The organism is Spirosoma utsteinense (genome assembly GCF_014282275.1).
GTDB lineage: Bacteria > Bacteroidota > Bacteroidia > Cytophagales > Spirosomataceae > Spirosoma > Spirosoma utsteinense.
Genome location: NZ_VFIA01000021.1, coordinates 79902 through 94547 on the forward strand (window position 1 = coordinate 79902; position 14646 = coordinate 94547).

The 14646-nt window shown below is 52.8% G+C and carries 11 protein-coding genes and 2 pseudogenes; 4 read left to right on the plus strand and 9 right to left on the minus strand.

The window, feature by feature from the left end:
* Positions 1-6: 6 nt before the first annotated feature.
* The 4 genes from FH603_RS16970 to FH603_RS16985 all read right to left on the minus strand — a co-directional run bounded on the left by FH603_RS16970 (position 7) and on the right by FH603_RS16985 (position 5096).
* Entirely contained in the window at positions 7-2481 is a 2475-nt protein-coding gene (locus FH603_RS16970) for a TonB-dependent receptor (RefSeq protein ID WP_186738747.1), read from the minus strand.
* Between the two features lie 288 nt (positions 2482-2769).
* Complete coding sequence (locus FH603_RS16975) at positions 2770-3579, minus strand: hypothetical protein (RefSeq protein WP_186738749.1); 810 nt, start codon at positions 3577-3579, stop codon at positions 2770-2772.
* A gap of 385 nt (positions 3580-3964) precedes the next feature.
* Positions 3965-4240 carry a LuxR C-terminal-related transcriptional regulator gene (locus FH603_RS16980; RefSeq protein ID WP_186738751.1) on the minus strand — a complete coding sequence of 92 codons (276 nt, stop codon included), beginning with the start codon at positions 4238-4240 and terminating at the stop codon, positions 3965-3967.
* A gap of 244 nt (positions 4241-4484) precedes the next feature.
* Positions 4485-5096, minus strand: coding sequence for a trimeric intracellular cation channel family protein (locus FH603_RS16985; protein ID WP_186738752.1), 612 nt, complete (start codon positions 5094-5096; stop codon positions 4485-4487).
* A 168-nt stretch (positions 5097-5264) separates the two neighbouring features.
* On the opposite strand from FH603_RS16985, the gene FH603_RS16990 reads away from it, so the two are divergent.
* From FH603_RS16990 to FH603_RS17000, 3 genes are all read left to right on the plus strand, one after another.
* Positions 5265-6008: an acyl-[acyl-carrier-protein] thioesterase gene (locus FH603_RS16990; protein WP_186738754.1), complete on the plus strand. Its 744-nt coding sequence runs from the start codon at positions 5265-5267 to the stop codon at positions 6006-6008.
* Between the two features lie 178 nt (positions 6009-6186).
* The gene (locus tag FH603_RS16995) at positions 6187-7113 is read left to right on the plus strand and encodes a DUF1338 domain-containing protein (RefSeq protein ID WP_186738756.1); all 927 of its coding nucleotides are present in this window, start codon (positions 6187-6189) and stop codon (positions 7111-7113) included.
* A gap of 161 nt (positions 7114-7274) precedes the next feature.
* On the plus strand, positions 7275-8114 hold the full coding sequence (locus tag FH603_RS17000; RefSeq protein ID WP_186738758.1) for a sugar phosphate isomerase/epimerase family protein: 840 nt from the start codon (positions 7275-7277) through the stop codon (positions 8112-8114).
* A gap of 51 nt (positions 8115-8165) precedes the next feature.
* Here the strand turns inward: FH603_RS17000 and FH603_RS17005 are convergent, their stop codons facing one another.
* From FH603_RS17005 to FH603_RS29285, 4 genes and pseudogenes are all read right to left on the minus strand, one after another.
* A complete protein-coding gene (locus FH603_RS17005; RefSeq protein WP_186738760.1) occupies positions 8166-9233 on the minus strand; it encodes an aminotransferase class I/II-fold pyridoxal phosphate-dependent enzyme in 1068 nt (355 codons plus the stop codon).
* Positions 9226-10254, minus strand: coding sequence for a dipeptide epimerase (locus FH603_RS17010; RefSeq protein ID WP_186738762.1), 1029 nt, complete (start codon positions 10252-10254; stop codon positions 9226-9228). Before FH603_RS17010 ends, FH603_RS17005 begins: the two co-directional genes overlap by 8 nt.
* Before the next feature lie 103 nt (positions 10255-10357).
* Positions 10358-11005, minus strand: coding sequence for a response regulator transcription factor (locus tag FH603_RS17015; protein ID WP_186738764.1), 648 nt, complete (start codon positions 11003-11005; stop codon positions 10358-10360).
* A gap of 183 nt (positions 11006-11188) precedes the next feature.
* Positions 11189-11459: pseudogene (locus tag FH603_RS29285) on the minus strand (hypothetical protein); the annotation flags it as partial.
* Between the two features lie 2 nt (positions 11460-11461).
* Here FH603_RS29285 and FH603_RS17025 point away from each other — a divergent pair.
* Positions 11462-11872, plus strand: a pseudogene (locus FH603_RS17025) (helix-turn-helix domain-containing protein); the annotation flags it as partial.
* A gap of 93 nt (positions 11873-11965) precedes the next feature.
* Here FH603_RS17025 and FH603_RS17030 read toward each other — a convergent pair.
* Positions 11966-14524 carry an alpha-L-rhamnosidase-related protein gene (locus FH603_RS17030; protein WP_235985485.1) on the minus strand — a complete coding sequence of 853 codons (2559 nt, stop codon included), beginning with the start codon at positions 14522-14524 and terminating at the stop codon, positions 11966-11968.
* Positions 14525-14646 lie beyond the last annotated feature (122 nt).

Genomic DNA, 14646 nt, shown 5'->3' on the forward strand with positions numbered 1-14646 from the left:
GGTTAATTAAAATTTAAACCCATAACTGACCGAAGGCACAACGGGAAACACCGAGTAGCGACGCAGTTTTGTTTCGGTCGTAAACGAGGTTTGTCCCTGTTCGGATTGTCGAGCCAAGGTTTGCGTGTCAAGCTGGTAAAAAAATGGATTACGTCGGTTGTAGAGGTTATAAACGCTGACCTCCCAGGTCCGTTCATGGCGTTTTTTGAGTTTATGGAATTGCACGCCTACGTCAAAGCGGTGGTAGGGTTCGGCGCGGAAGCCGTTTCGCGCTCCGTAGTCCTGCACATTCCGTCCTGATTCAAAAAATGGATTCGAGAAAGAAGAGGGAATTACGTACCCGAATGTTGCGGGTCGGGTGACCCGGTTTAGCAGAGCTGTGTAGTTGGCGCGAGGCATGGTCAGCGCCTGACCCGTCCCATAAACCCACGTCGCCGATAACGTCATGCGTTTGCTTCGTTCGTAGATACCCACTAAGGAAATATCGTGCCGTCGGTCATGACGGGGAAAGAACGGGCGACCCTCATTCAACGCAGCAAATTGCCACTGCGTCCAGGACAGCGTATAACCCGCCCAACCGGAGAATCGTCCCGCTTTCTTCTGCACTAGAAACTCCCCGCCGTAGGACCAGCCCCGACCGGCTGTCACGTTGTCTTCCCATGGGACTTTCTGAGCGGATGACGGGTCGTCGATCAACAGGAAGCTCGCCCCCTCGCGGTAGCTGATGATATTAGCTAAGCGCTTGTAATAGCCCTCGACCGTCAGGGTTACCCCGTTGGTTGACCCGGTGCGCGTGAAATCTTTAGCCAAACCAACCGCGACCTGCTGCGATTGCTGAGGCCGGACCCGATCCGTCGTCGGCACCCATAAATCGGTGGGCAGGCCAATACCGGTGTTGGACAGCAGATGCACGTACTGGTTCATTTGCGCATACGACGCTTTCAGGGAAAGACCGGGCTGAAGTACGTACACCACCGATAAGCGCGGTTCCGGTCGCCCGTACGTGACGTTGCGATGGACAAACTGACTCAGCCGGATGCCGCCGTTAAATCGCCAATGGCTACCGGGACGCCAGGTATCTTCCACGTAAAGCCCCGATTCGAGCGCATCAATGTGGTCGGCTTCGGTACGAAAATCATCCGCCTGCGCATCCCGCACAACCAAAGCCGACGGGGTGAAGCGGTGGTAGGTCGTCTGGAATCCCAGTCGAACCGAATGACTCGGACTGGGATACCAATCCAGGTCGTGCTTCAGCGAAAAGTCGCGGATACCGGACCGGTAACGCAGGGCAATGGTTTGCCGCTCCCCGGTGGGACCAACGAGTTCCTCGTCGCTGGTAATTGCGAACCGGTAGTTGCTGAACGTCAGGGAGGTATTGGCAAATAGTTGACCGGAAAATAAATGGTTCCAGCGAAAGCTGCCCGTGGCGTTACGCCAGTTCAAGCCGTTTTCGTAGGTTGATCCATTAAACCGGTCCCGCGAGTAGAATTGATCCCGCCCAAAATAACCACTCAGAAATAGCTTATCGCGGGGGGTAAGGTCATAATTAATCTTAGCGTTGAGGTCGTAGAAATAATAACCCGCTTTGGCATCGCCGTTGCTACCAGCGGCAACCAGGGGAGCCGTCAGTACATCCAGGTAGGTGCGCCGACTGGATACCAGAAACGAAGCGGGGCGGGAGCGATCTTTTTTCGCCTTGAACAAAGGGCCTTCCAGTGTCAGCCGGGAAGCGATAAGACCAATGCCCCCTTCACCACGCAGTTTCTCCCGGTTGCCATCTTTCATGTTCAGTTCGATCACCGACGACAGTCGCCCGCCAAACCGGGCCGGGAATCCGCCCTTGGTCAACTCGACGCTTTTCAGCGCGTCGCCGTTAAAAACCGAGAAAAAGCCAAACAGGTGATTTGCGTTGTAGACGATAGCGTCATCGAGGATGATCAGGTTCTGGTCGGGTCCACCGCCCCGGACATAGATGCCGGTCTGCCCCTCGGAGCCTTTCTGTACGCCAGGCATTAGTTGCAACACCTTTAGCACGTCTTTCTCACCCAGCAGCGTAGGAATCTTCTTAATCTGGGCTACGGGCACGTCGATGCGGCTCATTTGAGCGCTTTCATTGCCGGTTTCGTCGGTTCGGTTAGCGCGTACGGCTACTTCGGCCAGTGCCTGACCGGGTGAGAGTACTACATTCAACGTGCTGTTCCGGCGTAGCGCTACCGTACAAAAGCGGGTCTGGTAGCCCACCATCGAAAAGGCCATTCGAAGGCTATCCTGAGCCGGTAGCGTCAACGAATAAAAGCCATACGTGTTAGTCGTTGTGCCGCTCGTCGTACCGGGCACGTATACATTAACTCCCATTAACGCTTCCTGACTACCCACCTCCCGAACGTAGCCGCTCAAGGTCTGACGCCCACTTGAGGGTTGAGCCTGCGCTGCATGGAAGGCCATCATGCTGACCAGACTTATATAGAACGCGGCACGCATAGGGGGAAAATTTTTGTCAAGAAATCATTCTGTGACGGCTAACAGGTCTAACAACTACATTTATCCATTGTCGTGTACGTTTTTTGCCCCGTAGCAGGATCTACGTAGAAACATTTGTTGCGCCCCTGCTGGTAATACTGACGATTAGGCTCGGAACAACTTAACCGCTCGATCCCCTTGTCGCATGCTGTTAACAGTAGCAGGGCAGCCAAAATAGTTGTCTTTTTCATAAATTATGTTGAAGTAAAACAGGTACATCCGAAAATTTTCGGATGTACCTGTTAAGTTTTACCAGGTAAACGTCCTGAAGTTGTTGTCCTTACAGGTGCCAGAATGAGTTGAAGAAACAGAAACGAATGAGTAGCCGTAACTTCCGCCGTACTGTATCGTGTAATTGAGGTAGTTGTTATTACTCGATGACAATGTTCCAGTGTTGAATGCTATCGGCCCTCCTACCGGTACACCATTTTGATACGTCTGGTAAGACCCACTTCCAATCAAGTTAATGGATGGAATCTCTTCGGCGTACCAAATTCCCGTTAAACGACGTTGGTGTTTAGTTTGCAAACCTATATGCACACCCTCAGTTATGCCTGGACCCCAGTCATATACGGTTCCAATTAGACGTCGTTTAGACGTGTTATGCCAATATTCAATAATATTATTACGTTCATCATTTGGTCGTGCTCCCCGTACCGAAGAGGACTTGAAAAGTCCACGCTTTATCGCATTTACAGTGATTCCTTCTGCGACATTGGAACTACTGTACTGGTTACCTTCAATACCTGTGGTGTATTTTGAAAACTTAACCACTTTATCACGATCAATCTTGTAAACATCCGATCCGATCTGAATCAATCCCCGATCGTTGACTACAGTCGAAGCTACCCGATCCTCAATGTTAGCGACGATTTCCTTTTCGTCACCGCTGGGGATAACCGACAAAACATCTTTGTAGTTGTCATACAAATTGTGCTCAATCATCTCCTCGTACTGCTTGGCTGTAATGGACTCAAAGGCATTTCGCATTGAGACATAGCCTTCAAACTGTTTTTCCCAGGCAGAAAGCTCGCTTTGGTGATTAACTAAATACTTCATGGTCTTATCATAGGCTGCTTTATCTGCAAATTTCAGCCAACTACCTTAACCGTCGATGCATCATTTACCGTTGCCTTTTGCGGCCCAGGTTTTAACTCCTCCGTTTTCTGACAGCTTGACGCGATCAAAAGTGCTACTACCACGAGCAGTGATGTAAACTTTTTCATTACCTTTGACTGGTTTAATGGTGAAACATTGAACTTCTCCAAAGCCCCGCGTCCGGTCGCCAAACTGTCGTGGGGCTTTTTCTGTGTCAAATGTATGACGCCTGTATACACTGCGAAAGAGGAAAAACCCCTCAGTTTTTGAGGAGATTTCGCCCAATCAGTTGATTGAGATTTTCACCTCAAACTAATTATTACCTTTATGTAACTTTATTTTATTTTTAGGGGGGGGGCGGTAACGCCCGCAACAACTCTTCATGCTGTTGACGCAGTTCACTGGCGTACTTACGGGCAAACTGGGCCAGTTTATGATGGCCTTGTATTTCCAGTTTGCAACCAATACGTGTCCGGTAGTTTTCAACACTTTTTGATGTCAGACAAAGTTCTGTGGCTATCTCAGCTGTTGTCAGATCGTCGGCTAAAAAGAGAAGTACTTTCCACTCGGCAGTGGTTAAGTCATGAAGACCTTTAGGTGAGCAGTGAGTTGCAGACGTCATGCGGGTGTGGAGGGTTGGTATACGCATTCTGTTTCTCAAACAGCAGTTTGTAACCAATAAAGAAAACAAAGTGTAATTAACATCCAAGCCTGCATGAATGCAACCACTCAAGGTTTTTTCGTCTGAAATCACCATTCCACCGGACAGAATCAACCAAAAAGATGGCCAACTAAGTATCCTAAATAAATAATTTGCCTAGTAAACGGCCAGTAGAAAGAAAAGGCACCAACACGTTGCTTTGTTGCTACTGAATCTGCGGCAACGCCCAGTTTCTGCGAATGGCAACCAGCCGAAATATGGTAATGGCACCCACCGACACAATAAACGTTACGTTTGGGTCGATGGGGAGCGAGCGGCCAACCAGGTAGAGGAGCGCCCCCGCCAGACAGGGCGTCGCGTAGAGTTGTTTGCTGAAAATCAGGGGAAGGTCATTGACCAGCGTATCCCGGATAACGCCCCCGAACAGGGCAGAAATAAGGCCCAGTAGTATAGATGCCCACTCATTAACACCCAGGGCCAGTGCTTTTTGCATACCCAGTATCGTAAAGATCCCCGCTCCGATGGTGTCGAAAACAAGCAGGGGGCGCTGTAACGTCCCCAGCCACCATCTCCGGCACAGGACAGCCAGCATAACGCTGCTAAGAATGACGATCAGGTAATTTGGGTCCCGTATCCAGGCAATAGGATAAGCCCCGATGATCACATCACGAAGGGTACCCCCGCCCACGGCCGTCACAAACCCGATGAAAAATAAACCGAACAGGTCGTGGTACATCTTTTTGCCAAGGGCCGATAAGGCCCCTGAAATCGCAAAAACGCTCGTACCGACCAGATCCATGATGTACCAGACTGTCATACAGGAAAAGAATTCGTCAACAGTAACCTGATCGATTGAGTTAAAGAAGCACCGGCAAAAGAAAGCAGAAACCCCCGCATTTATGTCTGCTAAAGCCAACGGTAGCGAATAAAAGCGTTATTCGTTCCATTTAATTATACCAATCAGCGTTCCCTAGTTCCTTGCCTCATGGCTTTTATCCAGACTGACACCTTTACATTACGGGGCTACGAATGCGATGCCTTTGGGCGAATGAGCATTCCGGCCCTGATGAACCTCATGCAGGAATCGGCTAACCGCAACGCCGTCGCCTATGGCATCGGTATTGCCGATCTCGTCAGCCGGGGATTTGGGTGGATGCTGATGCGGTTCAACCTCCGTATGCACGAGTATCCGCGCTACGGCCAGACCGTTCAGTTGCAGACCTATCCAACGCTCGTGGAGAAGTACTTCATCCACCGCGATTTTCGCCTGCTGGCCGACGACGGTACGCTGCTGGGCGAGGCTACCAGTACCTGGCTCGTTTTCAGTATCGAAAAGCGGGCGATGGTCCCAATGCCTGATTTCATTCGCAGCCTCTCGGTGCCCGCCGGTATCGATCCACAACCGAAATTACCGGCCAAGCCAGCCTTTCAAACCACGCCCTGGCAACCCACCGATGAGAAGCTGGTAACGGTTGGCTGGTTTAGCATCGATCAGAACCACCACGTCAACAACGTAGCGTACGTGCAGTGGCTGCTCGAAGCGATGGATAATGAGACATTGCAAACGCGGGAAATTGCCGAAATTGATTTAGTTTACCGAACCGAAAGCCATTGGAACGACCAACTCCGTGTACAGTCGGCGTTGGAAGCACCGGATACCTTTTTACACCGAATCGAACAACAGGAATCCGGCAAAGACGTACTGCTGGCCCGGAGCCGGTGGCGCTAGCCCTGCCAGTGGGCGAAGCCCCTGGTAGTGGCTGAAAATGGCATCCCGCAACCACTACCAGGGGCTGTTCAACCACTGAACATCATTCTGGTTGAATCGGCCGACACGTCACTTGTTCAACCACTACCAGGGGCTACGCCCACTGGCAGGGTTTTGGAAATTACTAACTAACTGAATTATGACCACTTCACCCACTAAAACCCTCGATGCAGTACTGGCCGGTCTGATGCGCCGGTACAGCGAACGTGTGCCGGATGTGCAGAACATTATCCGGGCCATGATCGATGCCCGGATTATTCAGTCGCCGGAGGAGATCGAAAACGATCACATTGCTTTCCGAACGATGGGTGTCCCGAACCTCGGTCTGGCTTCGTTCGGGAAGATCTTCAGCCACTACGGCTATGAAAGACGGGACGAGTTCAATTTTATTGAGAAGAAACTCACGGCCTACTGGTACAGCCCGCCGGGTGATACGCCCAATCTGCCCCGCATCTTTGTCAGCGAACTGCGGGTAGACGAACTGTCGGCCGAAGCCCGGCGCATTATTCATTCCTACACGGATACGGTTACGAGCGACCCCGTCGATGCGCTGGACCTGGACAATGCCGACGCCGTTGACCGCTTCCTGCACCAGCCTCTCTGGCGAACGCCGATCCTGGCCGACTACCGTGCGCTGCTGGCCGAGAGTGAGTATGCCGCCTGGGTCATCTATAACCGGTATTACCTGAACCATTTTACCATCAGCGTGCATAACCTCAAACCGGGGTATAACACAATCGATGAGTTCGTGGCGTTTCTGGAAAGTCGGGGTTTCCGGCTCAATTCGGCGGGTGGCACCATAAAAGTCAGTCCCGACGGTGGCCTGCGGCAGGCGTCGACCGTTGCGCAGATGATCGATGCCGAGTTTGCCGGTAGCGCCGGAGCCACTGTCGACACATTCCGGATCGCGGGCTCGTATGTGGAGTTTGCCGAACGGCGGGTGCTCCCCGAATTCGAGAACCTCCCTGCTCACGAAATTGGACGCCAACACCGGCGCGAAGGCTTCGAAACGGGTAACGCTGACAAGATTTTCGAAAGCACGTTCACAACACAAACAGGAAACTGAGGAATGAGTCGGTCAGTCGGTGAGTTGATCAGTTGGTGAGTCAGTCAGTTGATCAGTCGGTGAGTTGGCCAGCTAATTTACTAACTTACAGGCTGACCAACTGACTGACTCACCGACTGATCAACTGACTGACTGATCAACTCACCAACTCATTGACCGACATGAAGATTATCTACGCATTCCTGCTGGCTGGCCTGTTGCTACCGGGTGTTGCTGCTCTGGCACAAAAAGTGGCTCCGGCAGGTCTCGAACTTTACAGCCTCCGCAACCAGTTTGCCAGCGATGTACCCGGTACCATGGCCAAAGTAAAGCAGATGGGGTTTCGCGAGGTAGAGGTGGCAGGCACTTATGGTCTGAGTTTCGGTGACTTTCGCAAACTGCTCGATGCGAACGGGCTTAAAGCCATAGGGATCGAAGCCAGTTTCGAGGATCTGGAAGGAAACGTACCCAAGGTATTATCCGAAGCGAAGGCGCTGGGGGCCAAATACGTCATCTGCTTCTGGATTCCTCATCCAGGCGATATGTTCATGCTTCACAATGCCGATCAGGCCATCGATGTGTTCAACACCGCCGGTAAGCTCCTGGCCCAAAATGGAATTTCGCTCTGCTACCACACCCATGGCTACGAATTCCAGACGTACAACGACGGCACCTTCTTCGACTATCTGGCCGAAAACTTCGACCCGAAGTCGGTCAATTTCGAGATGGATGTTTTTTGGGTGAAGTCGCCCGGGTACGATCCCGTAGCCCTGTTGCAGAAATACCCCAAGCGGTTTCCACTTATGCATTTAAAAGACCGCAAGCCCGGTACGCCCGACAGCAATACGGGTAAGGCTGATCTGGAATCGAACGTAGTACTCGGTCAGGGCGACGTGGGTATTGCCGCCATTATGAAACAGGCGAAAAAATCGGGCGTGAAGCACTTCTTTATCGAAGATGAATCGTCCCGCGCCCTGGAGCAGATTCCGCAAAGTCTGACGTTTCTGTCGGGGCTGAAATAGAGCACGAACGGGAAAATGCTGGTCATGGCACTTGCCCGTTCGTGCTCTATTTCAGCCAAAAACGTAGGCATACACGGCTTCGGCAAGCGCCTGTATGTCGTCAAATGTGTGGAAGGCGCTGATTATGATACGGGTGTTGGGGCGGTCGGCGGGTGTTGGGTAGGAAAACGAGTAGATCATAATCCCCCGCTCCAGCAGAAACGTGTACAGATCGTCCTGTTCCGAGAAAAAGATCGGGTAGCCAGTCGCGTGACTGAATAAACCGGTTGGTATCAACAACTTCTCCGCCAGCAACAGATTCTGCCGGAGTCGTTCCCGCCCTTCGGCATACAGCGTACCGGCATTGATGAAGGTGTGCATATAAGCGGGCGGCATGGGCGAACAAGCCCCAAAAAAGGCCGTTTCGCGCAACCTGGCCACCGTACTGGTCCCACCCAGCAGTACGCCCCCCGGCAGGCCCATGGCCTTCGCCAGCGACCCGGTCACGATCAGGTTGACGTTTGACTTCCGCGGTATTTGCGGCCAGATACCACTGGTGTTATTGAGCACACCCAGACCATGCGAATCGTCGACAACCAGCGTAATCGGCCGATCGTCGGGCAACTCAGTAACCCAGTCAAAGGAGTAGTAGACCGATCGGGCTGCATCGACCGAGTTGGTCAGGATGGCCACTGGACCCGTTTCGTTAGGTTGCTTAAGTTGCTTGAGCAATTGCGCTGTCCACTCGGTGAACGGCAGCGTCGGCAAGTCAACGACCGGGCCATCCCAAAGAGCCGGATGTGCCTGTGGCCCATAGACGACTGTTGTGTTTTGCGCCCGTAGCCAGTTGACAACGACCTGTCCCGCCAGCATCCCCGACGAGAGGGTCAGGGCCTGGGGAGCACCCACGAGCGCGGCTAGGCTGGCTTCAGCTTCCTCATAAATACCAATGCGGAGGTTGCCATTGCGCGAGCTGCCGAACGACGTCCCGTAGTGGCCGATAGCGTCGATCAGTGCTTGCTGAAAAACCGGGTTCTGTTGCAGACCCAAATAAGCCGTACCACTGAAGAACAGGTATGAATTTCCGTCATGGGTGATCGTCCGGTCAGGCAATTGGTCAATGGTGAACAGATCACTCATTCAGGTTGATGGTTAATTGTACACCGGTTCCATTTTCTGATGCATACACAACCCGGCCCTTATCGAAGGTTACGCCCGTTGCCGGATCGTTGGCAATAAGCAACGAGCCATCCAGATCGGCATAGTCAAGTAACGGCAGCAGTTGAGCAATGGCCGAAATACCCACACTCGACTCGGTCATACAGCCCACCATAACGCGCAGCCCAAGCTGGCGGGCCCGCGCAATCATACGACGGGCAGGCGTCAGTCCTCCGCATTTTGTCAGTTTAATATTGACACCATGAAAGTAGCCCGCACAGCGGTCGACGTCGCTCTCTACGATACAGCTTTCATCGGCAATGATCGGTAAGGCACTCGATTCAACTACCGCTTTGGCACCCTCCCAGTCACCGGCGGGCAGCGGTTGCTCAATAAACTCGACGTTCAGCCCGGCCAGCACCCGCGATTTGGCAATGGTATCGGAAGCCGTCCAGCCGCAGTTGGCATCTACCCGAAACAAGGCATCGGTCTGGCTTCGCATGGCCCGGACCGTCTCTATATCGGTCTCCGGCCGACCCAGTTTGATCTTATACAGCGGCCATGGAAATTCCAGCATCTTCTCAACCATGCGCCCGGGCGTATCGAGGCCAATGGTATAATTCGTAATCGGACTATGACTGGTATCGAGGTTCCATAGGGTATGCAGCGGTTGGCCCTGTCGCCTGGCCCATAAGTCCCAGACTGCCTGATCGAGCGCACACAGAGCAAACGGATGCTGAGCCAGGTGCGGCTGCATGTCAGCCCAGAAGGCTTCAGGATCGGTTAGGTCGGCCGTTTCCAGATGGGGACGTATCTGTTTAAGAGCCGCTACCATGCCATCGATCGTGACACCGTAGTAGCGGGTGGCGGTAGCTTCGCCGTAGCCGCTATTCGGGCCATCGCGCAGCTCGACGATCAGGGTTGGCTGTACATCGCGACTATCATGGGCAATGGTAAATGTATGGTTCAAGCGCAGATCGACGCGGTGAAAGAGTAATTGCATGAAGCAAATATAAGGAAACGATAAAAGGGAAGCGGGGAACTGGCAGGAAGAAGGAATCGTGTTCCTGTTTCCCCGCCGGTTCCCCGCTTCCCTTTTATCGGGCTTAAAGCTCCACTAACCCGTGCCGAACGGCTTCCATGACCATACCAACGCGGGTTCGAACGCTCATCTTCTGAAAAACAACTTCGCGATAGCCATCTACCGTGCGTGGGCTTACACACATTTTGTCGGCTATTTCATTGTATGTCAACTCGCTGCAAGCCATTTTCAAAAATTTGTATTCGCGGTTGTTGAGGTTAAAGAACGACATTGGTTCAGCTACCTCCGGGGCTTTGATAGGCTGAGCCAGCTGATGAGTGATAAAATCGGAATAGTAAAATCCCTTTGCCATAACCTCGTCCAGTGCCCGGTGCAACTCCGACGGGCGACAATTTTTGAACAGATATCCCCTCGCTCCATTGCGAACCATACGACCAATGTGTTCTTCGCGATCGGTCATCAGGAGGGCAATCACGCGGACCGTTGGGTGCAGGTGCCGGAGTTGAACCGCTGTTTCAAATCCGTCCATTTCGGGCATATTAAGGTCGACCAGCGCAATGTCGGGCAGGGGCCCCCGCTGAAAATGGTTGAGCAGATCGCGTCCATTTGCAGCTACGAACAAGACCTCGTAATTGGTAAACTTCTGAACGAGGTTAGCAATACCTTCGGCAACCAGATGATGATCATCGGCAATGGCTATAGAGACAGGCATGAGAGGAAGAGGATAGAGGTGGTTTACTACGCTGAAAAGTAGAGTGTTAACCGGCTAACTGCAATACCTTGACTTGGTGATTTTTCCCAAACCGTGCCCTTTATATTAAACGGTATATGTGCGAAGTAACTGAAACGTAACCCGATTGCCCTGAACCGGCACTTATAAACCGCTTTTCTTTTCCTAACGTGCGCCCTGAATGGTGATCTGAGCGGCCGCTGCTTCCAGTTCGGTCAGCTCATCAGCCGTTAAGTCAACAGCCACAGCGCCCATATTTTCGTCCAGACGATGGAGCTTCGTCGTGCCTGGGCTCTTCCAGCGTGGGAATAATGTCAATTTCAGGCTCTCGGGTCCAGAGGGAGTACTCGCTTTGCAGGGCCGTTATGGGCTGTACTCCGTGAGCCCGGCGAATAGTCTGCGCACCCGCTTCCGACAATCCGAAGTGTTTCACCTTACAGCCATATCGAACTGTTTCTCAATTATGGCGTCCTTTTCTACGACCGGCAGTTTATCACCCGCGACACGCTGCACAAAGACGTGCTGACTCGGTTTGAAGCCCTGCTTAATGATTATTTCCAATCCAAAAAGCTCCAGATACTGGGCCTACCAAGCGTGAGTTATTGGGCGGAGCAACTGCACTTATCCGCCAACTATTTCGGCGATCTGGTCAGGAAGGAAACGGGAAAAACGGCGCAGGATTTCATTCAGGCTACCGTGATTGAACTGGCAAAAGAGAAGGTGTTCGATAGCCGGAAGTCATTGAGTGAGATTGCCTACGAAATGGGCTTCAAGTACCCGCAGCACTTTACCCGGCTCTTCAAGCAACACGTTGGGCGAACCCCTGTCGAATACCGTTCACTGAATTGAGAGGGCTCGAATATAGTTCAGGGGTAATGGGCGGTTTAGAAAAACGCGCTCATGACCCCTGATAGTTTACGACGCTGCTGCTGCTTTTGGCCCTTAGTTCAGCACAGGCGCGTTTCGGCCTGCCTTTAACGGATAGGTCTTCCCTTTCCAGACAAAGCTTCCGGTCGTTTTGGGAGGCAGCGTAATGTCCGCTTTGAGTGCCCCTTTTTCCACCTTGTAGGCAACGGATACCTTCCCATTCGGGTGGGGCATTTCTCCGCTGATGGCGTCGATGGTGCCTAAGTGCGGAGTAATTTTCACTTTGGCAAAGCCGGGGGCGTCGCTGTCGATGCCCAGTACGGTCCGAAAAAACTCCACGTTCGGGCTCGATCCCCAGGCGTGGCAATCGGAGCGCGAGGTGTTCACGTCCGAGGTTTCGGCCCAGGTGGTCAGGCCCGACGCCATATTTTCGCGCCACTTACCCAACCAGGTCATGTAATCGTCGCCCAGCCCGGCTTTGGTCAGGGCCTGATGCAGGTAGAACTTGAAATAGATCGAGGCCGGAGCCAGCGAGGTATCGGTCAGCATCGTTTTGGCAACCGTTGTCGCCTGACTGGCTTGAGTTATTCCCGACAGTATAGCCAGTGAATTGGCGTGCTGTGAGTAGGTATCTTTCGTTTCGGTATCGGCAAAGAGATTTCTGGCCGAGTTCCAGTATTTACGCTGGATGGTCTTTTTGAGCAATTCGGCCCGGCTCATGTACTGACGGCCCAGCTCTTTCAGCCCGATGTTCGTTTCCAGTTCGGCGGCTAGCTGATAGGTCCACAGCAGTTGCATGTCCAGCACCGCCGACTCACCGTTTTTACCAACGGGTGCCATACCAAAATCCCAGCCCTTGCCCTGTGTCCAGTCGGTAAATACCCAGTAAGGCACATTTTTCAGCGAGCCATCAGGCTGTTGGTAGCGCTCAAAAAACGACAGCACCTGTCGGGCACCGGGCAGTTTGTCTTTAATAAACAGGCTGTCGGGCCGGTATCGGTAGTAGTCGTGAAGCATGGCCACCCACCAGAGCGAGAAGGTCGGAATCTGCTGATGCAGATCAGTGGGGTACCGGCTCAGGGTAATTCCTTCGGCAAGGCGGGAATGATCCATGAGCGTGAGTCCGTAGCGCACCAGCCGGTCGTCGCCCGCGTAGAAAAGCGACACCAGCGATTGTATCCGGGCATCGCCGATGTACTGCAACTGCTCGTAATAGGGGCAATCCATATAGGTTTCGAAGGCGCAGAGCCGGGCCGTTCGCCAGCCAATATCGAGCATTTTCCCCATCTCGGGGTTTTGGCTTTGCAGCTTGGCGTTGACTGAAAATGGATAACCAGTAAATGTGCCGTAGAAATCGTCGATCACGAGTGGTTCGGCTTTGGTGCTCACCACCAGTTGAACGTACCGGTAGGTTCGCCACCAGAGCGGGGTGTAGGCCTGATTGGCCGTGCCATCGGATAGGAGACTATCTGCCTTACCGATAAAGATTTTTCCGTCGACATCGTCCCGGTTTCCTTTAGGCAGGGAGGGAACTCTTGGGCCGTTCATGTTTTCGTTCTTCCGAATATAGAGCCCTTCCGAATACCCGATGGATACCCCCGCGCCCTGCCCCCCGCTAAACTGAAGCGTTGGATACGCGTTGGTCAGGAAACCCTGATCGAGCAAGATGGTAGCCGTTGTATTGGCGGGTATGGTCACTTTGGTTGGGGTGGCCGGAAAACCAGCGGGTACGTTGACACCACTTGCTTTTCGGGTAGCCGCTAACCGTTGGGTCGTCATTTCCATCGCGGGGACCGGAGAAGGCACCAGCATCCAGCCCGATGAATTGACAGCGGCATCTTTGGTAACACCGGGGCCGATCAGGCGGGCGCTCACCCACTTGCTCTCGTCATAGTCTGTTTTCTCCCAGCCTTTCAGGTGCTTACTCATGTCGAGCAGTTCGGCAGGGCCGGCCACGTAATAGCCCGGCACCCGAACCGTCAGCGGCTGGTAGCTTTCGTCTTTACTGGTTTTCCAGCTCGCATCGGTATTCAGCACTTCCTCGGCGGGACCATTGCCCTGAAGAATAAAGGCCGTCAGGAAAGAAATCTGCGCTTCGGGCTTCAGACGACCATCGTTCCAGACCACTGCCGCTACCGTATTTCGCCCCGCCTGTAAGTAGGGAGCCAGGTCCAGCGTTTCGAAATTCCAGAAGTAGAGGTCACCTCGCGTTGGGCCCTGCGCCACCTGCTTGCCATTCACAAACAGCTTATACCGGTTGTCGCCCGACACGTGAACGACAAACGAAGTCGGCTTACTGCTTAACTCAATGGTTTTTCGGAATTTATAAACGCCATAGTCTTTCAGCGTCAGATCAGACGAGGCTGTAAACCGGTTAATGGGACGGCCCGGCCCGGTAATCCACTGGGCTTTCCAGGGTTTTTGCAAGAGATCCTCCCGAATGGACTGAGCCTGTAGTCGGGGACTGAGTGCCACCAGCGTAATGATCAGAGTGAAAAAGGCAGATAGTTTTATTTTCATCGGAACGGGTTTGTTAAGGGAGAATACACGCGAACTATTGCGTTTGTAGTAGATGACGGACCTGGTAGCCGCGTAGCGGCTTAATGTTTGTAGCCCAACGTTGAATGATTTCATTCAGGCGTGCCGTAGGTACGCAACCAAACGACTGTCACGTACCTACGGCACGCCTGATTGAGATCATTTAACGTTGGGCTACAAACATGTCGTACCTACGGCACTTAAAAGGCTAAAACCAG

Coding starts and splice junctions, on each gene's coding strand:
- FH603_RS17000 (WP_186738758.1), top strand. CDS start 7,275: ATGAAGATTATCTACGCATTCCTGCTGGCTGGCCTGTTGCTACCGGGT.
- FH603_RS17010 (WP_186738762.1), bottom strand. CDS start 10,254: ATGCAATTACTCTTTCACCGCGTCGATCTGCGCTTGAACCATACATTT.
- FH603_RS16995 (WP_186738756.1), top strand. CDS start 6,187: ATGACCACTTCACCCACTAAAACCCTCGATGCAGTACTGGCCGGTCTG.
- FH603_RS17005 (WP_186738760.1), bottom strand. CDS start 9,233: ATGAGTGATCTGTTCACCATTGACCAATTGCCTGACCGGACGATCACC.
- FH603_RS16970 (WP_186738747.1), bottom strand. CDS start 2,481: ATGCGTGCCGCGTTCTATATAAGTCTGGTCAGCATGATGGCCTTCCAT.
- FH603_RS16985 (WP_186738752.1), bottom strand. CDS start 5,096: ATGACAGTCTGGTACATCATGGATCTGGTCGGTACGAGCGTTTTTGCG.
- FH603_RS16980 (WP_186738751.1), bottom strand. CDS start 4,240: ATGACGTCTGCAACTCACTGCTCACCTAAAGGTCTTCATGACTTAACC.
- FH603_RS17030 (WP_235985485.1), bottom strand. CDS start 14,524: ATGAAATCATTCAACGTTGGGCTACAAACATTAAGCCGCTACGCGGCT.
- FH603_RS17015 (WP_186738764.1), bottom strand. CDS start 11,005: ATGCCTGTCTCTATAGCCATTGCCGATGATCATCATCTGGTTGCCGAA.
- FH603_RS16990 (WP_186738754.1), top strand. CDS start 5,265: ATGGCTTTTATCCAGACTGACACCTTTACATTACGGGGCTACGAATGC.
- FH603_RS16975 (WP_186738749.1), bottom strand. CDS start 3,579: ATGAAGTATTTAGTTAATCACCAAAGCGAGCTTTCTGCCTGGGAAAAA.